Below are 17,625 nucleotides of genomic sequence, written 5' to 3'. Positions count from 1 at the left end.
GCAGATGAGGGATGTGGAAATGAAACCGATGGACGAAGTGCTGCTCGTGATCGACGTGCAGAACGATTTCATGCCGGGTGGGGCATTGGCGGTGCCGAACGGTCACGAAGTGGTGCCGGTGATCAACGGACTCGCGAGTCGGTTCGCGCACGTGGTGCTCACGCAGGACTGGCACCCGGCGGGGCATGTCTCGTTTGCGCGCAACCACGCGGGGCGACAACCGTTCGAGACTATCGCGCTGCCATACGGCGAGCAGGTGCTGTGGCCGGCGCATTGCGTGCAGGACACGCACGGCGCGGCATTACATGCGGATCTTCATATTCCGCACGCGCAGGCCGTGGTGCGCAAGGGCTATCAGGCAAATGTCGACAGCTACTCCGCTTTTCTCGAGGCGGATCGACGTACGCCGACGGGACTGGCCGGATACCTGCGCGAGAAGGGTGTGCGGCGCGTGCATTGCGTCGGTCTCGCGACGGACTTCTGTGTGGCGTGGAGCGCGCTCGACGCGCGGGCGGCAGGCTTCGACGTCTGCGTGATCGAGCACGCGTGCCGGGCGATCGATCTCAATGGTTCGCTGGCCAGCGCGTGGGCGTCGCTTGCCGCGGCAGGGGTATCGCGGGAGTAAAGGGGCCAACGGGCCAACGGGCCAGCGGGCCGGGGGCAGGGCGCATTGCGCGTGGCGACGACGATGGAAGGCATGACAGGCGCTGCGTGCAAGGTGCAGGGCTGTTAGGGGACAATGTGATGATGAACAAACAATTTCGGCAGTTCCGGAGTGCCCTATGAGCGCGGTGACGATCCACTCGGGCTTTATCGATCTTCTCGGTATTGAATTGGTGCGCGCCGAGGATGGCGCGTCGGAGTTGCGTTTGCCGCTCGCACCGAAGCATCTCAACAGCTGGGAAGTGATGCACGGCGGCGTGACGATGGCGCTGCTCGACGTGGCGCTGAGCACGGCGAGCCGCAGCGTGGCGCCAGAGGGCACGGGGGTGGTCACCATCGAGATGAAGACGAGCTTCATGCAGCCGGGCTCCGGCGAAATGCGCGCCTACGGTCGCTTGCTGCATCGTTCGACCACGATGGCCTATTGCGAAGGCGAAGTGCGCGATGCGAACGGCAAGCTGGTGGCCAAGGCGATGGGTACGTTCAAGTATCTGCGACGCCTCGCGGTAGGGCGTGACGTGCGCGAGCAACGCCGGCCGAGCGAGCCGCGAGGCGACTGACCGGCAGTATTGGTCTGGTGAAGCGTGCCGCAAAGCGCGCAGGACACGGAGGAAATGCCATGACGATCAACCGTCAGATTCTGCTGGTTTCGCGCCCGAAGGGCGAAGCCACGCTCGACAACTTTCACCTCGCGGCCCCCGAGCTGCCGGAATTGGGAGAGGGCCAGGTGCTGGTCCGTAATTTCTATCTGTCGCTCGACCCGTACATGCGGGGCAGGATGAACGACACCAGATCGTATGCGCCGCCGCAACCGCTCGATACCGTGATGATCGGTGCAACGGTCGGCGAAGTGATCGAATCGCGCCATCCCGACTGGCAGCCGGGCGATGCGGTTTCCGCGATGTTCGGCTGGCAGGAGTACGGCATCTCGGACGGCAGCAATCTTCAGCGACTTCGCGACTCGCGCGTACCGATGAGCGTGTATCTCGGGGCGGCCGGCATGCCGGGTGTGACGGCCTGGTACGGCCTGAACCGCATCATCTGCCCGAAGCCCGGGGAGACCGTGGCGGTGAGTGCGGCGTCGGGCGCGGTGGGCAGTGTCGTGGGGCAACTCGCCAAACGCGCCGGATGCCGCGTGGTCGGGATCGCCGGCGGCGAACAGAAGTGCAACTATGTTGTGCAGACACTCGGCTTCGACGCCTGTGTCGACTACAAGGCCGGCAACATCGACGAAGCGCTGCGCGCGGCGGCGCCGGACGGTATCGACGGATACTTCGAGAACGTTGGCGGCGAGGTATTCGACGCCGTCATGCGCAACCTCAACGCCCATTCGCGCATTGCGCTGTGCGGCATGATCTCGGGCTACAACGGCGCGCCGATTCCGATGAAGTATCCGGCGCTGCTGCTCACGAACCGGGTCCGCCTCGAAGGCTTCATCGTGACCGAGCACATGGACGTCTGGCCGCAGGCGCTCAGGGAACTCACGGATGCCATCGCCGCCGGAGAACTGCGCTACCGCGAGACGATCACGCAAGGCATCGAGAACGCGCCGGCCGCGTTTCTCGGCCTGCTCAAGGGCGAGAACTTCGGCAAGCAGATCGTGAGACTGGTGTAGGCGCGCGGCACATCGGGCGCCCTGGCGTCACGGCGCGCCCGATGTAACGCGGCGAAGGTGCATCAGGTTCGCGCAATCTGGAAGCGATACCGTCGCAAATCGTTCAGATCGTCGGCGCTTTGCCCCGGCGACACGGTCGACTCGGTCAGTTCGAGCGTGCCGTCGCGGTGATAACGCAGCAGCGTCGTGCACCGGGTGCCATAGGCGGGAGACGCGATGAAGGCCGCGGACAGCGCCTTCTCCCACGCGGGCGTCACGCCGGTTTCGGGCAACGCGTCGTCCGGCGCCTGGGTTGGATCGCGCATGAGCGTGAGCAACGTCATGTCGTCGGCGCCCTCGGCCAGGGCAGCCCCGAGCGCGTCGCGACGGCTCACCAGCTTCGGCCAGGGCGTGTCCAACAGGGCATTCGAGAGCCCGTGAATGCCTGCGGCGATCGGGTGGGCGACGGGAGGGGGGCGCCTCTGGGTGTCGCCGTCTTGGCCCCTGCGGGCATCGTCGCGATTGCCGAGCCAGAACAGCTTGCCCGCACGCAGATCACCCGTCAGCAGGTTGAAGCCCGCATATTCATGGGCATGTTTCTCCACGCGCGCGAGATCGCCGTCAAACGGTGTGGCGTCGAGCATTGCCGACACCAGCAGTCCGCGCGAAGGCGCGTCCTTCGGAGCCATCGGCGCCCTGCCGTCGCGGAAGTTCGTGAGCGCGGCAAACCGTCCCGAGCGATTGACGCCCAGCCACGTTCCGCCGCCGCGCAGGTCCCGTCCGCCCAGCACGTCAGTGCGATCGCGCCACCAGTGCATCGGCTCGGCGGGACGCTCGAAGAACTCGTCGCGATTGGCCAGCAGAACCAGCGGGGTGGGGGCGTCAGGTGCCCAGGAGAAGACGATCAGGCACATGGCGTTTGGGCGGCGGTCGCGTCGACGAAGCACTCGACATGGCGCTCGCCCTGCACCAGCGTTGCCAGGCCGGACTCGGCAACCAGCGAGGGCAGGGCGGCGACGAAGGCGTTATCGACACTGTCGTATCGCTCCATCCAGGTGGCGAAGAAGGTGGCGGCATCGCTTTGCGGCGCATCCAACCGCCATTGAAGGCGTCCCGTCACGCCGAAGCGTGCCGCCGCCAGCGCAAGGAGCTGCGCGACGGCTTGCCGCGCGGCGGCGGCATCGTGCGTCGAGACGCGGTAGTAGACGTAACAGTCCATCGGCTGTCGCGGCGCGCCGTTCAGGACGCAGCGGCGGACGACGCCGACGAGGCGGGCGACTCGGTGGGATCGACGATGTCGTAAGGCAGTTCGGCAAACGCAAGTGCCGGGCCGTCGGCCGCCCCCAGGCGCACATCGTTCGCCTCGCGCGCGGCGAGCTTCAGTTCGACCAGTGCGTCGTAGCCGCCGCTCGGCGCGATGGCAGCCTGCACGATCATGCCGCATGGCTGGTCGGGGTCGCTCGTCTCGACGAGCGCCTGACCCGGTTGGGGCGGCGCGCCGTCGATATGGGCGAGATGCAGGCGTCGCTTGATTGTGCCGCGATACTGACTGCGAGCAACGACTTCCTGCCCGGGATAGCACCCCTTGCGGAAATTCACGCCACCCACGACTTCCCAGTTGATCATTTGCGGCACGAACTGCTCTTGCGTCGCACTCGTGACGCGTGCCACGCCGCTATGCACATCCAGCCAGGCGGCGATGTCGGGGGCGACCGTCACGACCCCGGCCGCCTGCGTGAGCGACGCCCATGCGGCACCGGCCTGCGCGACCGGTACGCTCCACAGGAAGCGTGGCAACGCGCGGGCGGTACCGGCGTCCGGCAGACGTACGAGGCTCGTCGGTGCGTCGCCCAGTGTGCCGTGCGCGGCTGCGAGCGCCGAGTCCGGCAGCGAAGCGAACGTCCCGGCGAGCACGGCTTCGGCAGCCGGGCCTCCGACCTGAAGCAATACATGCGTCGCCGTGCCGTCGGTGAGTTTCGCCTTCGCGCGCAGTACGAACATCGACAAACGCTTCTGGACGCCCGCCTGCACATCGGCGCCGCATGCGAGGTAGATCGTCGCGTCGGCGGAGGCGTCGCGCCACATCAGGAACGTGGCGAGCAGGCGGCCCTTCGCGGAGCAATAGCCCGCCAGGCGCGCCTGTGCCGGCGCGAGACGCTCGACGTCGTTCGTCAGCTGTCCATGCAGGAAGGCGGCGGCGTCGGCGCCGTTCACGGCAATCAATCCGGTATCGCTCGCGAGCGACACGAAACTGCCGTTGCGCAGCGCGTCGAACTGAGCGGCGAGCGCGTCGGCATCGAGCGAGAGTTCTGTGGAAGATGCGGCTGCCGCTTGCGGCAGAAGGTCACGCCATTGGGAGGTCATAAACGAGGGTGCCTGTCAATCTGTGAGGGTTCGGCAAGTCAAAGTATTATATTGGGTCTTCCGCCAGGACGTGCGAGCCCGGTTCGATGCGCGAAATGCGTCGCGAGATACCCGTGCGGCCCGATCGCCCCGGCTGACCGAGTCCCCCCGAACCCGCGGCCGCCCTCGAATGGCGCACGTGGCTTACTCATGCAATTCATGTATTTCATCAAACGCCTGTTGGTATTGTCGATCGTCGCGGCGCTGGCGGCGGGCGGCGCCTTTTACTATTGGGCGCAGACGCCGCTCCAATTGGGCAAGCCGACGCTCGACGTGACGATCAAGCCCTACAGCTCGGTGCGCAGCGTGGCCACGCAATTGCGTAGCGGCGGCGTACCGGTGCATCCGCTGCTGTTCAACCTGCTGGCACGGGTGATGGACGTGGGAACCCGTCTGAAGTCCGGCAACTACGAGTTCGCCACGGGCGTCACGCCCATCGAAGTCATGGAAAAGCTCGCGCGCGGCGACGTCAATCAATACGTCGTGACGATCATCGAAGGCTGGACCTTCAAGAAAATGCGCGCCGAGCTCGACGCGAACCCGGCGCTGCGCCACGACACGGCCGGCCTGCCGGATGCCGACATCATGCAACTCGTGGGCGCCGACCGGGCCGAAGCCGAAGGCATGTTCTTTCCGGATACCTACCTTTTTCCGAAAGGCACGAGCGATATCGACATCTACAGGCGCGCGTATCGCCTGATGCAGAAGCGTCTGGACGAAGCGTGGGCCGCGCGTGCACCGGGCCTGCCGTACACCACGCCGTACGAGGCGCTTATCATGGCATCGCTCGTCGAGAAGGAGACGGGGCAGGCAGTGGAGCGCGCGCAGGTCGCAGCCGTGTTCGTGAACCGTCTGCGCAAGCGCATGCTGCTGCAAACGGATCCCACGGTGATCTACGGCATGGGAGATCTGTACACGGGGCGCCTGCGCAAGCGCGACTTGCAGACGGACACGCCGTACAACACTTACACGCGCGCGGGTTTGCCGCCGACCCCGATCGCATTGCCGGGCGTGGCGTCGCTCGCGGCGGCGCTCAACCCCGCGCCGACCGACGCCTTGTACTTCGTGGCGCGCGGCGACGGCACGAGCCACTTCTCGACGAATCTGCAGGAACACAATCGCGCCGTGGACAAATATCAGCGAGGTGAGCAATGACGCATTCTCCCGAAACGCCGGCCGTCACGCCGGGCAAGTTCGTGACGTTCGAAGGGATCGACGGCGCGGGCAAGAGCACGCACGTCAACGCGTTTGTCGACACGCTGCGTCAGGGGCTTGCCGCTGTGGAGCGCAATGTCGTCGCCACCCGCGAGCCGGGCGGCACGCCGCTGGGCGAAGCGCTTCGCAAGCTGGTGCTCGACGAGCCGATGGCGCTCGAAACCGAGGCATTGCTGATGTTCGCCGGACGCCGCGAGCATCTGGTCAAGGTGATCGAGCCGGCGCTCGCGCGCGGCGACTGGGTCGTCTCCGATCGGTTCACCGATGCCACGTTCGCTTACCAGGGCGGCGGGCGCGGGTTGTCAGACGAGAAGCTCACGATTCTCGAGCGCTGGGTGCAGGGCACTCGCCAGCCCGACCTGACCATTCTCTTCGACCTCGATCCGGCGATTGCCGCCGCCCGTCTGGCCGGCGCCCGCGCGCCGGACAAGTTCGAGCGCGAATCGGCGGCATTCTTCACCCGGGTTCGCGAAGCCTATCTGCGCCGTGCCGAGGCATCGCCCGAACGGTTCGTCGTGATCGACGCCGCCCAAAGCATCGACGCCATCGCCGCAAAGCTCGCCGGCGTGTTCGCCCGACTGGGCGTACCCGGGCACGTGGCGCGCTGATGCGCAATACGCGCAATACGTGCAATACGCGCAGTACGCGCGATAATCCGGTCATGTCGTCGACGGGCGCGGCACGATCAGGGCGTTGACGCCCAGACCGGCGTGGCATTGTCGCGCCGCTTTCGCTCTCCCGGCCAAGGAGCTCACATGCTTTATCCGTGGCAGTCACAAGACTGGACACGCCTGAACGACCTGCGCGCCCAGATGCCGCACGCCTTGCTGCTGCAAGCCGTGCCGGGCATCGGCGAGATCGCGCTGGCCCGTACGTTTGCACAGGGCTTGCTGTGCGAATCCCCGCGTGACGACCATCTGCCTTGTGGCACATGCGGCGCGTGCCAGTGGTTCGCCAGCGGCAATCATCCGGACTTTCGCGCCGTCTGTCCCGAAGCGCTGGCCGACAGCTTGCCTGGCGCCGAGGCGCGCGCCGATGCGGACGGCGAGAAGAAGACCAAGACGCCGAGCAAGGAAATCAAGATCGAACAGGTGCGCGAGGTGATCGACTTCGCGAGTCTGGGCTCGCATCGGCAAGGGCGTCGCGTCGTGCTGCTGTATCCGGCCGAGGCGCTCAACGTTCACGCGGCGAATGCCTTGCTCAAGACGCTCGAGGAGCCGCCCGAGGGGGTCGTGTTCCTGCTGGTGACGACGCAGCCCGATCGTCTGCTCCCTACCATCCTCTCCCGCTGCCGGCGGTTGGTGCTGACCCGCCCGGACGCGCAGCAGGCCACGCAATGGCTGATGGGCGAAGCGGGGCTCGATGCGGCCACGGCCGGTGCGGTGCTGGCCGAGGCGGGCGGCGCGCCGCTGGCTGCGCGCGCGCTCGCGGCGCCCGACGAGCGCGGCTGGCGTGACTGGATGCTCGGCCAGCTCGCGCAGGGCGCCGCCATCGATGCGCTTGCGTGCGCCGAACAGCTCCACAAGGGCAATCTGCCCGGCATTCTGGAGACGCTCCAGCGTTGGTGCTTCGACGTGCTCGCCGAGCGCATGGCCGGGGCGGTACGCTTTTTCCCGGGGCAGGCGCCGGCGTTGCGTCGCTGTGGCGAGGCAACGGATGACGTTCGTCTGCTCGGTTTCCTGCGCGAGCTCGCGCAGCAGCGTCAGGTGCAGCATCACCCGCTCAACACGCGTGTGCTGCTCGAGGCGCTTTTCCTGCAATACAAACAGTTGTTCGGTGGGCCGGCGTCGCTTTGACGCAGGGCCTCGGCAACCGATCGCACATCATGTTCATCGATTCGCACTGTCATATCAATTTCCCCGAACTGGCCGAGCAAATGCCCGACCTGCTCGCGCGCATGCGCGAGAACAAGGTGAGCCACGCGCTATGCGTGAGCGTGGATCTGCCGACGCTGCCGCAGGTGCTGGCAATCGCAGCCCAGCATGAGAACGTGTTCGCGTCCGTCGGGGTGCACCCCGATTACGAGGACACGCCCGAGCCGAGCGTCGACGATCTCGTGCGACTCGCAGCCACGCCGAAGGTCGTGGCCATCGGCGAGACCGGGCTCGACTACTATCGGCTCGAAGGCCGCACCATCGAGGACATGGCGTGGCAGCGCGAGCGCTTTCGCACGCATATCCGGGCCGCGCGGGCAACGGGCAAGCCGCTGATCATCCACACGCGCTCGGCCGCAGAGGACACCTTGCGCATCATGCGCGAGGAACACGCTGGCGAACCGGCGGGCGTGATGCATTGCTTCACCGAGAGCTGGGAGGTGGCCCAGGGCGCGCTGGATCAGAACTTCTATATTTCGTTTTCGGGCATCGTCACGTTCAAGAGCGCCCGCGACTTGCAGGACGTTGCGCGCCGCGTGCCGCTCGAGCGCATGCTGATCGAAACCGATGCACCGTATCTCGCGCCAGTGCCGTTCCGCGGCAAGCTCAATCAACCCGGCTATGTGCGTCACGTGGCCGAATTCATTGCCGACTTGCGCGGCGAGCCGCTGCACAAGATTGCCGAGGCGACCACGGAAAACTTCTTCCGGTTGTTCGCCGCGGCCCGGCCCTGATCGTCAGGGCGATTCGTCACTTCCCTTCGTCTCATTCACGAACGACCGACAGGAGCACCCGATGCGAAAATTTTTGATGGTCCGAGCCTGGCTGTTGCTCAGCGTACTTTCGCTGACGGCATGCGCGACAGCGGCCACGTCCAACACGGCGCTGGTCAAGGCGGTCGTGTTCAACGACACCAAGGCGGTGGCACAGGCGCTCAAGGCGGGCGTCGATCCGAACTCCCGAGACGAAAAGGGCAATCCGCTGCTCGTGATCGCCATGCGCGAAAAGTCGGCGGACGTGGCGACGTTGCTCATCAACGATCAACGCACCGACCTCGATGCGACCAACGCCGCTGGCGAAAACGCGATGATGATTGCGTCGCTGCAGGGCCTCACGCCCATGGTCAAGCTGCTGATCGACAAGGACGCCGAGGTCAACAAGAAGGGTTGGGCACCGTTGCACTATGCCGCGACCAACGGCCATGACGACATCGTGCAGATCCTGCTTGACGCCTCGGCGTACGTCGACGCCGAATCGCCCAACGGCACCACGCCACTCATGATGGCCGCGCGCGGTGGCCACATCACGACCTGCAAGGTGCTGCTCGACGGCGGCGCCGATGTCCGTCTCAAGAACCAACTCGGCATGACGGCCGTTGATTTCGCAATGCAGTCGAATCAGAAGGAAATCGCGGACGGTCTGCGCAAGCGACTCGAGCAGGTCAACGCGTCGCGCCCGGCGGGCAAGTAAGCCGACAGGCCGCTCGTCGTCAGGAGGCGTCGCGCGGCGCGCCGTGGCGCCCGGCGCCCCCGAGAAAGGCGCGGGCGCCCGCGATGCCCTCCGAGAACACCACGTCATACCCGGCGGCGCCTTCCTGGCGCAATGCCGCTTCAAGGGATAGATCCCACTGCGCGTAAGCCGCGCGACGGTCGGCGCGCAGGGCCCCCTGCGGCAACGCTGCGAGTTGTTGCGCCAGCGCGAGTGCCCCCTGGCGCGCCATGCCTTCCGGCACCAGCCGGTTCACCAGCCCGATCTCGAACGCCTCCTGCGCGCCCACGGCGCGGCCTGTGAGGATCATGTCGAGCGCGCGGCTCATGCCGATCAGCCGCGGCAGACGTACGGTGCCGCCGTCGATGAGCGGTACCCCGAAACGGCGGCAAAAGACCCCGAATGTCGCGGAATCGTCCGCGACACGCAAATCGCACCACAGGGCCAGCTCGAGGCCGCCCGCCACGGCATGGCCGCTGACCGCGGCAATCACGGGTTTGTCGAGGTGGCGACGCGTGAGGCCCATCGGGCCGTCGCCACTGCCATCGGGCGTCACCACATTGCGCCGCTCGGGGTCGTCGAACGCCGAGAGATCGGCGCCGGCGCAGAACGACGCGCCCTGGCCGCACAACACCGCGACGCTCGCATTGGCGTCCTGCTCAAATGCGATCAGCGCGTCGCGCAGGGCGGTCGCCATCGCGCGGTCCACCGCGTTGCGCCGCGTAGGGCGCGAGAGGGTAATGATCGTCACAGGCCCGTCTGTCTCCAGTTCCACGCACTGGGTGGCTGGAGGTGAGGTACGTTGGCGCATGGCATCTCTCCTTGCGGTGGTTTGCCCGGTCTTCCCGGGCGGCCTGAGTCTCCGGTCAGGCGGCAGCAGGTTGGGCGCAGCGCAGCAAGGCCGGTGTCTGGGCCGCCGGTGAGCGCAGGTCGGCGATGAAACGATCGCGCCAGGTCGACAGGTCATGCTCGCGCAACGTACCCATCATGCGTTCGTGGCGGACTTGCCGCTCGGACAGCGACATGTTCAGCGCGGTGCGCAGCGCTTCGGCCATGCCGTCGATGTCGTAAGGGTTGACGATGAGGGCACCGTCGAGCTCCTGTGCGGCACCGGCGAAGCACGACAGCACGAGCACGCCCGGATCGGCCGGGTCCTGCGAGGCGACGTATTCCTTGGCGACCAGGTTCATGCCGTCGCGCAAGGGCGTGACGTAGCCCACCTGCGACGCCCGGAAGAACGACATCAATACCTCGTGATCGTAGCGCTTGTTGATGTAGCGCAGCGGGGTCCAGGCCAGATCGGAGAAGCGTCCGTTGATATGACCGGCCTCGGCTTCCAGTTGACGCCGAATCTCGCCGTAGCCTGCCACGTCGGAGCGGCTGGGCGGCGCCACCTGCACGAAGCTCACCGTGCCTTGCTGGTTGGGCCAGAGTTCGAGCATGCGCTCGAACGCACGGAAGCGCTCGAGCATCCCCTTGGAATAGTCGAGGCGATCCACGCTCATGATGAGCTTGCGCTCCTGCAGGCCCTGCTTCAGGTCGAGAATGTGCTTGACGGTGGCACGCGCGGTCGCCTGCTGCTGAATCTCGTCCGGATAGACGCCGATCGGATAGACGCCAGTGCGCAGCGTGCGTCCATATGCGGTGATCGTATCGTCGTCGTGACGTGTCGCGCCGGCATGACGCAGCAGGTAATCGGTGAAGGCGGTGCGGTCGGTCTCCGTCTGGAAGCCGACGAGATCGTACTCGCACATGGCGCGCACGAGCGCTTCATGAGGCGGCACGGTCATCAGGACCTGCGGAGACGGAAAGGGAATGTGCAGGAAGAAGCCGAGCCGTTGTTGCAGCCCGATCTGCCGGCATGCCTGTGCGAATGGGAGCAGGTGGTAGTCGTGCACCCAGATCAGGTCGTCGTGCTTGAGCAGCGGTGCGAGCAGCGAGGCGAACCGCGCGTTGACATGACGGTAGCCGTTGTAGTCGTCGCGCTGGAAGCGTGTGAGGTCATCGCGATAATGAAACGTGGGCCAGAGCGTCGCGTTCGAGAAGCCGCGGTAGTACGTGTTGTAGTCGCGCCGCGTGAGCGGCACGGTGGCGAAGGTGACGTTGTTGCGATGCGCGATCTCGGGCGCGGTCGCCGGTTCGGCATCGATTTCACCATTCCAGCCGAACCACATGCCTCCGGTGTCCCTGAGCGCGTCGAACACGCCGATGGCCAGACCGCCGGCCGTGGGTTTGCCCTCGGTGATCGGGGCTACCCGGTTCGACACGATGACTAAGCGACTCATACTCCTTCCTCCTATCGGGTTTGGCGCGGGGAGCCCTCACGCAACGTGAGCAGCCAGGACGTGAGCGCATCCGGCGAGGGTAGCCGGTAGCGGGCACAGGTCTCTCCCTCGCCGATCTTGATCGTGACGCCACCCAGGGCGTTCACGTCGGCAAAACCGGCCTCGTCGGTCAGATCGTCGCCGGCGAACAGCGGCGTGCGTCCGGCGAACGGGGCTTCCTTTAGCAGTGTAGTAATCGCGTGCCCCTTGCTGACATGCCGGGGACGCAACTCGAAGACGAGCTTTCCCGGCTGGAGCGCGAAGCGCTCGGCGTGCAGTGCGGCAAGCGCCTGCATGGTCTCGCGCGCCACACCCGCGAGCTCCGGCGCGCCGCGATAGTGCAGCGCGAGTGCACTGCCCTTGTTCTCCAGCAACAAGCCGGGATGCCGGGCAACGAGCGCTTGCAGCGGCGCGACCATGCTCGCAATGGCGGTCGTGTCCGCGGCATGACCCGGAGCGCGCACGAGTTCGCCGTCGCCGTGGCGGATCTCGGCCCCATGCAGCCCGGCGGCGGGCACCCGCAGCGGGGCGAGCAGACCGTCGATATTGTCGATGGCGCGTCCGGAGACCACCGCCACCGCGCCGCGCGTGCGTTGGAACAGACTGGTCAGCACGCGGGTGGTGTCGAGCGGCAGCTTTACGGCATCCGGGCGCGGCGCGAGCGGCGCGAGTGTGCCGTCCAGGTCGAAAAAGAACGCCATTGCGCTCACGTCGACATCGCAATGATCGGCCGGCGTCGTGACCGGCGGGGCGCAAGGGGTAGACGCATTGGGTTGCATGGCTCTCCGTCGCTGTCGTGCCGCAGGTCGACAGGTCATATCCGGGGCCGGGCGTCAGGCGCGGGGGAGGGAAGACGAGATGTGACTTGCGGCGATTCGGTGGGCGGGAGCGCGGACATCCGCGCGGATAAAGCCATCCTAACTCGTCGAAAAGCGGTAGGGCGTCGTCCGATGTATGAAATTCCTGTCGGATGACGCCTACAACGAATGGAAAGTTTGATTGGTATTGAATATGAGAATCGTTTGCAATACCATTCGTTACTTGCGCAAAGCGCTCCATCGGGGAACGCGGCATACGGTACACCTGCCGCGCGCGCGCCCGGCGCGCCATCTCGGCGCCCGGACGTGCGCTGCACGACAACAATGATGAAAAGACTGTGGTTTCAATTGCATTGGTGCTTCGGCATCACTGCCGGGCTGGTGTTGGCGGTGGTCGGCCTGACCGGCGCACTGCTTTCCTACTATGAGGAATTGACGCGGGCGTTCAGTCCCGGCGTGATGACGGTCGCCGTGCGTGATGCGGCGCCGCTGTCCGTGCCCGAACTGGTCGCGCGAGTGCACCGCGCCGAACCCGGGCGCCGAATCCTGCTCATGACCCTCGCGCGCTCACCCGAAGACGCGGTAGGCGTGCGTCTGGCCGTTGGCGACGGGCGACGTGGCGAGACGTACTTCGTCGACCCCTACACCGGGCAGATGCTCGGGCGCTCGACGGCCGATGTCGTGTTTCGCTTCATCATGGACATCCACCGCTTTCTGACGGTGGATGGCATCGGCAAGCAGATTACCGGCGCGGCGACGCTGCTGCTGTTCCTGCTTGCGTTGAGCGGGCTGTACCTGCGCTGGCCACGCCGTATCGGCAACTGGCGCGCGTGGCTCCACATCGACTTCAAGAAGCGCGGCCGGCCGCTGCTCTGGAACTTGCATGCGGTGATCGGCACCGTGGTGCTGGTGCCGTATCTGCTGTCGGCCACCACGGGGCTCTATTGGTCGTACGACTGGTGGCGCGGCATGCTGTTCACGATGGCTGGCGTGGCTCAACCGGTGCGCAACAAACCGTCCTCGCCCCCGAGGACGGCGGGCAAGGGGGGCGAAGCCCAGCCTGCGGGCGGAGGGGCGGGAAGCAAAGCCGCGCTGCCGGACCTGGCGGCGACGCCCGCGTCGGATCTGGCGACCGCGTGGCGCCAGTTCACCGCGCGCGTGCCCGATTACACGAAGGTCTATCTGCGCCCGGCGCAGAAGCCGGGCGGCGCGCTGCAAGTGACCTGGCTCGACGCCTCGGCACCGCACGAGCGCGCGTTCAGTCGCATGGACATTGCACCGGCATCCGGGGAGATCCGCAACGAGGAGCGTTACGCGTCGAAGACGACCGGCGGCCAGTTGATGACCAGCATCTACGCACTGCATCGCGGCAGTTTCTTCGGTCAGGCCGGCATCGTCGTGATGCTGCTCTCGAGCCTGATGATGCCGGTGTTTTTCGTCACGGGTTGGATGCTCTATCTGGACCGTCGCAAGAAGAAGCGGACGCTGGCGGCGGCGCGGCCGATGCGCGGTGCCAAGGTCGACATGGCGCCACAGGAGGGCGTGCTGATCGGCTATGCCAGCCAGAGCGGCGTGGCCGAGGGCCTCGCGTGGCAGACGGCCGGCATGTTGCAGGGCGCCGGCGTGCCGGCGCAGATTCAGCCGCTGGCCCAGATCGGCCAGGCGCAACTGGCGGCAGCCCGGCGGGCGCTCTTCATCGTCAGCACGTTCGGGGACGGCGAGCCGCCCGACAGCGCGCGCCGCTTCGCGCAGCAATTGATGAATCAGGCGATGGCCCTGCCCACGCTTCGCTTCGCGATGCTGTCGCTGGGCGACAGTCATTACGACCGCTTCTGCGGATTCGGACGCAAGCTGGACGGCTGGCTGCGGGCACAGGGCGGCGTGGCGGCGTTCGAGCCGATTGAAGTCGACCGCGGCGATCCCGGCGCATGGGCCCGCTGGCAGGTGCGACTGGGCGAATGGCTGGGGCACCCGCTGGTGCCCGACCGGACCGCAGACGCCCCCGGCTTTCAGTCATGGACCCTGGCCGAGCGCGACGTCCTCAACCCCGGCAGTACCGGACTCCCGGCCTATCATCTGGCGTTCACGCCGCCGCCCGATGCGCACTGGGTCGCCGGAGACCTGGTCGAGGTACTGCCGCGCCACGCCGCGGCGCGCATCGACGCGTTTCTGTGCGCAAGCGTATGGACTCCCGACGTGCGTGTGGGTGTTGCCGGACGCGAAACCACGTTAGGTGAAGCGCTGCGCGACCGTGTGCTGCCCGAGGCGGCGCCGCCGGCCGGCATCGATTTGCAGGACTGGCTCTCGCGTCTGGCGCCGCTGCCGCGGCGCGAATACTCGATTGCGTCCACGCCGGCCGAGGGCCGCCTGATGCTCCTCGTGCGTCAGGCGCGCAACGCCGACGGCTCGCTCGGTTTGGGTTCGGGCTGGCTCACCGAGGGCGCGGTGTTGGGCGAGGCGGTCAGCATGCGCGTGCGTCGGAATCCAGGCTTCCATGCGCCGTCGGACGCGAGCGGCATGATCCTGATCGGCAACGGCACCGGACTGGCGGGCCTGCGGGCGCATCTTGCGCAACGCATCGCCCAGGGACATACCCGCAATTGGTTGATCTTCGGGGAGCGCCAGGCCGGGCATGACAGCTTTTATGACACGACGCTGCACGAGTGGCGGGCGCAGGGCGGGATCGCGCGACTGGATCGGGTGTACTCGCGTGATCAGGCGCAGCGCGTCTACGTGCAGGATCGTGTGCGCGAAGTGGCGCCGGAAATCGCGCAATGGGTGGCCGACGGCGCGTCGATCTACGTCTGCGGTAGCCTCGCCGGCATGGCACCCGCAGTGGATGCCGCGTTGTCCGACGCCCTTGGCGCGGAGGTTGTGCTCGATCTCGGCGCGCAGGGCCGCTATCGACGCGACATCTATTAGACGTGAACCGGTGGTGTGCTAACGTAACGCAAGGGCTCGACGTCGATCGGGCCCTTTTTCCGTGACGCGCCATGGAGATCCATGGTTCGGGGCGTCGAGCCATCGCGCGAGGAGGGGCAATGACGGCAACGTGGCAAATCGTGGTGCATGGGCTGGTGCAGGGCGTCGGCTTCCGCGCGGCGTGCGTGGTCGAGGCACGCAGGATCGGTCTGGCCGGATGGGTACGCAACCGGCGCGACGGTACCGTCGAGGCCATTGCGCATGGCGAGGCCGAGCAGTTGCTGGCGCTGTGCGAGTGGATGCGTCAGGGGCCGCCCGGCGCGCAGGTGTCGTCGTGCGATGTCGATCGGACGTGGGTAGCGGAGTTGCCGCTCAAGGGCTTCGAGCAGCGCGCCAGTATCTGATGCGCGGGGGCAGGCGCCTTTGCCGCCATCGGGGGGGGGGGCGGCCTGCCGATGGCACGCTCGGTGGGGAATGCCGGACGCAGCGGCCGATAGGGTAGGGAGGGCGTCCCCGGCGCCTCGAGGCCGGGCCGGGGACAGGTAATCGGGCGTTCAGGCTGCCAAGGGCAGGGCGTCGGAGGTGGCGCCGAGCGTCGGCTCGCCTCTGGCACCGGCCTGGGCGTGTGCCGTTTCGTGAGCCGAGAGGCGGAACAGGGCAACCGACTCGCGAAGCCTTGCGGCCTGGGCCTCGAGCGCGGCGGCAGCTGCCGAGGCCTCTTCCACGAGCGCGGCGTTCTGCTGGGTCATCTCGTCCATCTGGGTGACGGCGCGATTGACCTGTTCGATGCCGCTCGACTGCTCGACGCTCGCCGCCGAAATCTCGCCCATGATGTCGGTGACGCGCCGCACCGACTGCACGACGTCCACCATGGTGGCCCCGGCGCGTTCCACGAGCCGCGTGCCGGTCTCCACGCGATTGCCCGAGGCTTCGATCAGTCCCTTGATTTCCTTTGCCGCCGACGCGCTGCGTTGGGCCAGCGTGCGCACTTCGCCCGCGACCACGGCGAAGCCGCGGCCTTGTTCACCGGCGCGCGCAGCTTCCACCGCGGCGTTGAGCGCCAGGATGTTGGTCTGGAACGCGATGCCATCGATGACCGTCAGAATGTCGGTGACCTTTTGTGAGGCGTCGGCGATGTCGCGCATCGTCGTCACGACTTCCTGGACGACGTCGCCGCCGCGCGTGGCGGTCTCCGAAGCCGTCACTGCCAGCTGGCTGGCCGCACGGGCGTTTTCGGCGTTCTGCTTGACCACTGCGGTCAGTTCTTCCATGCTCGCGGCGGTTTGCTCCAGCGACGAGGCCTGCGATTCGGTGCGCTGTGAGAGATTGGCGTTGCCGTCGGCGATTTCCCGGGCGCTGGCGTGGATCGCTTCAGTGCTCTCGCGCACCGTTCCCACGGTGCCGGCGAGCCCGTCGCGCATGCGGCCGAGAGCGCCGAAGAGTTGCCCCATTTCGTTGTTCGTGCGTTGTTCGACGCGCTGGCTCAAATCCCCGGCGGCCATACGCTCGAAATGCGTGATCGCTTCACGAATGGGGCGCAGCACGGCGCGCGCGAGCATGGCACGCCCCCACAGCGCGAGCAGCAGCGCCACGGCCAGCGTGGCGCCCAGGGCGATGCGCATGACGTTGTAGCGCGTTTGCGCCGCCTCGAAGCGGGCCTTCTGACGCGCAATCTGGATGTCCTGCAACTCCCGCATCAAGCCATCGAGCGCGTTGTACGCCGCGGGTGCGACGCGCGCCTGAATCTGATGAAAGCCGGCCACATCGCCCTGCGTCAGGGCATTCCGGGCCGGTGTGATGACCTTGTCGAAAAAGGCACGACGCTTTTCGTCCGCTGCCTTGGCAACCTCCGCTTCGTGCGCATCCTCCTTGGGACGATTCAGATAGGCCTTCCACAGCGCGTCCGACGTGGCGACATATTCCGCGCCACGCTTGAGAACTTTTTCCGATTCATCCGGATCAGCGCCGAGGCTCACGTAAGACGCGTAGGTTGCCATCGACATCCGGGTACGCAGAATTTGCTCGCCGGTCCCCTTGAGTTCCGCCAGCGCGGGCGTGTCCTCCTCCGCCATCTTGCTCAGGGATTGGTTGCTGGAACCGAGTGCCTGAAGGCCCAGCACGCTGACGAGAACGAGTAGTGCACCAAGCAAACCGAGGACCAGTGTCAGGCTGGTCCGAATCGTCATGTTCTTATACATATGGATTGGTGGATTGAATGCCCGGGTCGCGGATTGAGAGCGTGCGGCCTCCCCGTCGATCGGTGTGTGCAAGGCGGGGCATAGGGATTATCGGCACATGAGAGGCAGAACTTGAGTCATTCGGCT

17 protein-coding genes are annotated in these 17,625 nt (G+C 66.5%); 10 read left to right on the top strand and 7 right to left on the bottom strand.

Annotation, left to right across the window (positions count from 1 at the left end):
* The first annotated feature begins 19 nt into the window (after nt 1–19).
* From pncA to W930_RS0107060, 3 genes are all read left to right on the top strand, one after another.
* On the top strand, nt 20–625 hold the full coding sequence (pncA, locus tag W930_RS0107070; protein WP_024788476.1) for a bifunctional nicotinamidase/pyrazinamidase: 606 nt from the start codon (nt 20–22) through the stop codon (nt 623–625).
* A 157-nt stretch (nt 626–782) separates the two neighbouring features.
* Nucleotides 783–1,223 (top strand): PaaI family thioesterase, encoded by a 441-nt coding sequence (locus W930_RS0107065; RefSeq protein WP_023595763.1) that lies wholly within the window; start codon nt 783–785, stop codon nt 1,221–1,223.
* Nucleotides 1,224–1,282: 59 nt separating this feature from the next.
* Nucleotides 1,283–2,278, top strand: a complete 996-nt coding sequence (locus W930_RS0107060; RefSeq protein ID WP_023874510.1) for an NADP-dependent oxidoreductase — start codon at nt 1,283–1,285, stop codon at nt 2,276–2,278.
* A gap of 62 nt (nt 2,279–2,340) precedes the next feature.
* Here the strand turns inward: W930_RS0107060 and W930_RS0107055 are convergent, their stop codons facing one another.
* From W930_RS0107055 to W930_RS0107040, 3 genes are read right to left on the bottom strand one after another with little or no spacing between them, the layout of a single operon-like run.
* Entirely contained in the window at nt 2,341–3,171 is an 831-nt protein-coding gene (locus tag W930_RS0107055) for an NRDE family protein (protein ID WP_023874509.1), read from the bottom strand.
* Nucleotides 3,162–3,476: a DUF4936 family protein gene (locus W930_RS29085; protein ID WP_023874508.1), complete on the bottom strand. Its 315-nt coding sequence runs from the start codon at nt 3,474–3,476 to the stop codon at nt 3,162–3,164. The genes W930_RS0107055 and W930_RS29085 overlap by 10 nt, the downstream gene beginning before the upstream one ends.
* A gap of 20 nt (nt 3,477–3,496) precedes the next feature.
* On the bottom strand, nt 3,497–4,621 hold the full coding sequence (locus tag W930_RS0107040; RefSeq protein ID WP_023874507.1) for a folate-binding protein YgfZ: 1,125 nt from the start codon (nt 4,619–4,621) through the stop codon (nt 3,497–3,499).
* Nucleotides 4,622–4,819: 198 nt separating this feature from the next.
* Between W930_RS0107040 and mltG the strand changes: the two genes are divergently transcribed.
* From mltG to W930_RS0107015, 5 genes are all read left to right on the top strand, one after another.
* The gene (gene mltG, locus W930_RS0107035; protein ID WP_023874506.1) at nt 4,820–5,815 is read left to right on the top strand and encodes an endolytic transglycosylase MltG; all 996 of its coding nucleotides are present in this window, start codon (nt 4,820–4,822) and stop codon (nt 5,813–5,815) included.
* Nucleotides 5,812–6,483 carry a dTMP kinase gene (gene tmk, locus W930_RS0107030; protein ID WP_023595769.1) on the top strand — a complete coding sequence of 224 codons (672 nt, stop codon included), beginning with the start codon at nt 5,812–5,814 and terminating at the stop codon, nt 6,481–6,483. Before mltG ends, tmk begins: the two co-directional genes overlap by 4 nt.
* Before the next feature lie 147 nt (nt 6,484–6,630).
* Nucleotides 6,631–7,671, top strand: a complete 1,041-nt coding sequence (gene holB, locus W930_RS0107025) for a DNA polymerase III subunit delta' (RefSeq protein WP_023595770.1) — start codon at nt 6,631–6,633, stop codon at nt 7,669–7,671.
* Nucleotides 7,672–7,700: 29 nt separating this feature from the next.
* Nucleotides 7,701–8,483 (top strand): TatD family hydrolase, encoded by a 783-nt coding sequence (locus W930_RS0107020; RefSeq protein ID WP_023874505.1) that lies wholly within the window; start codon nt 7,701–7,703, stop codon nt 8,481–8,483.
* A 61-nt stretch (nt 8,484–8,544) separates the two neighbouring features.
* Nucleotides 8,545–9,219 (top strand): ankyrin repeat domain-containing protein, encoded by a 675-nt coding sequence (locus tag W930_RS0107015; RefSeq protein ID WP_023595772.1) that lies wholly within the window; start codon nt 8,545–8,547, stop codon nt 9,217–9,219.
* A 19-nt stretch (nt 9,220–9,238) separates the two neighbouring features.
* Here W930_RS0107015 and W930_RS0107010 read toward each other — a convergent pair whose 3' ends face one another.
* Genes W930_RS0107010 through otsB form a run of 3 tightly spaced genes read right to left on the bottom strand, consistent with a single transcriptional unit; the run spans nt 9,239 to nt 12,262 of the window.
* Nucleotides 9,239–10,048: a crotonase/enoyl-CoA hydratase family protein gene (locus W930_RS0107010; protein ID WP_051399271.1), complete on the bottom strand. Its 810-nt coding sequence runs from the start codon at nt 10,046–10,048 to the stop codon at nt 9,239–9,241.
* A 55-nt stretch (nt 10,049–10,103) separates the two neighbouring features.
* Nucleotides 10,104–11,522: an alpha,alpha-trehalose-phosphate synthase (UDP-forming) gene (gene otsA, locus W930_RS0107005; protein WP_023874502.1), complete on the bottom strand. Its 1,419-nt coding sequence runs from the start codon at nt 11,520–11,522 to the stop codon at nt 10,104–10,106.
* A gap of 11 nt (nt 11,523–11,533) precedes the next feature.
* Nucleotides 11,534–12,262, bottom strand: coding sequence for a trehalose-phosphatase (otsB, locus tag W930_RS26505; RefSeq protein WP_023874500.1), 729 nt, complete (start codon nt 12,260–12,262; stop codon nt 11,534–11,536).
* Between the two features lie 444 nt (nt 12,263–12,706).
* On the opposite strand from otsB, the gene W930_RS0106995 reads away from it, so the two are divergent.
* Together W930_RS0106995 and W930_RS0106990 are read left to right on the top strand one after the other, a co-directional pair.
* Nucleotides 12,707–15,301 (top strand): sulfite reductase flavoprotein subunit alpha, encoded by a 2,595-nt coding sequence (locus W930_RS0106995; RefSeq protein WP_024788478.1) that lies wholly within the window; start codon nt 12,707–12,709, stop codon nt 15,299–15,301.
* 119 nt (nt 15,302–15,420) lie between these two features.
* The gene (locus W930_RS0106990) at nt 15,421–15,705 is read left to right on the top strand and encodes an acylphosphatase (RefSeq protein ID WP_023595778.1); all 285 of its coding nucleotides are present in this window, start codon (nt 15,421–15,423) and stop codon (nt 15,703–15,705) included.
* A 150-nt stretch (nt 15,706–15,855) separates the two neighbouring features.
* On the opposite strand, the gene W930_RS31055 is transcribed toward W930_RS0106990, so the two are convergent.
* Entirely contained in the window at nt 15,856–17,487 is a 1,632-nt protein-coding gene (locus W930_RS31055; RefSeq protein WP_269203725.1) for a methyl-accepting chemotaxis protein, read from the bottom strand.
* Nucleotides 17,488–17,625: the final 138 nt, after the last annotated feature.

It is taken from the genome of Pandoraea sp. E26 (assembly GCF_000681415.1).
In the GTDB taxonomy this organism is placed as follows: Bacteria; Pseudomonadota; Gammaproteobacteria; order Burkholderiales; family Burkholderiaceae; genus Pandoraea; species Pandoraea pnomenusa.
Note: the sequence above shows the minus strand (reverse complement) of the source record. Positions and strands in the feature narration are given on the sequence as shown.

What these genes read in the sequence shown, in the direction of transcription:
- pncA (WP_024788476.1), top strand. Translation starts at nt 20, where the DNA reads ATGAAACCGATGGACGAAGTGCTGCTCGTGATCGACGTGCAGAACGAT.
- W930_RS0107065 (WP_023595763.1), top strand. Translation starts at nt 783, where the DNA reads ATGAGCGCGGTGACGATCCACTCGGGCTTTATCGATCTTCTCGGTATT.
- W930_RS0107060 (WP_023874510.1), top strand. Translation starts at nt 1,283, where the DNA reads ATGACGATCAACCGTCAGATTCTGCTGGTTTCGCGCCCGAAGGGCGAA.
- W930_RS0107055 (WP_023874509.1), bottom strand. Translation starts at nt 3,171, where the DNA reads ATGTGCCTGATCGTCTTCTCCTGGGCACCTGACGCCCCCACCCCGCTG.
- W930_RS29085 (WP_023874508.1), bottom strand. Translation starts at nt 3,476, where the DNA reads ATGGACTGTTACGTCTACTACCGCGTCTCGACGCACGATGCCGCCGCC.
- W930_RS0107040 (WP_023874507.1), bottom strand. Translation starts at nt 4,621, where the DNA reads ATGACCTCCCAATGGCGTGACCTTCTGCCGCAAGCGGCAGCCGCATCT.
- mltG (WP_023874506.1), top strand. Translation starts at nt 4,820, where the DNA reads ATGTATTTCATCAAACGCCTGTTGGTATTGTCGATCGTCGCGGCGCTG.
- tmk (WP_023595769.1), top strand. Translation starts at nt 5,812, where the DNA reads ATGACGCATTCTCCCGAAACGCCGGCCGTCACGCCGGGCAAGTTCGTG.
- holB (WP_023595770.1), top strand. Translation starts at nt 6,631, where the DNA reads ATGCTTTATCCGTGGCAGTCACAAGACTGGACACGCCTGAACGACCTG.
- W930_RS0107020 (WP_023874505.1), top strand. Translation starts at nt 7,701, where the DNA reads ATGTTCATCGATTCGCACTGTCATATCAATTTCCCCGAACTGGCCGAG.
- W930_RS0107015 (WP_023595772.1), top strand. Translation starts at nt 8,545, where the DNA reads ATGCGAAAATTTTTGATGGTCCGAGCCTGGCTGTTGCTCAGCGTACTT.
- W930_RS0107010 (WP_051399271.1), bottom strand. Translation starts at nt 10,048, where the DNA reads ATGCGCCAACGTACCTCACCTCCAGCCACCCAGTGCGTGGAACTGGAG.
- otsA (WP_023874502.1), bottom strand. Translation starts at nt 11,522, where the DNA reads ATGAGTCGCTTAGTCATCGTGTCGAACCGGGTAGCCCCGATCACCGAG.
- otsB (WP_023874500.1), bottom strand. Translation starts at nt 12,262, where the DNA reads ATGGCGTTCTTTTTCGACCTGGACGGCACACTCGCGCCGCTCGCGCCG.
- W930_RS0106995 (WP_024788478.1), top strand. Translation starts at nt 12,707, where the DNA reads ATGAAAAGACTGTGGTTTCAATTGCATTGGTGCTTCGGCATCACTGCC.
- W930_RS0106990 (WP_023595778.1), top strand. Translation starts at nt 15,421, where the DNA reads ATGACGGCAACGTGGCAAATCGTGGTGCATGGGCTGGTGCAGGGCGTC.
- W930_RS31055 (WP_269203725.1), bottom strand. Translation starts at nt 17,487, where the DNA reads ATGACGATTCGGACCAGCCTGACACTGGTCCTCGGTTTGCTTGGTGCA.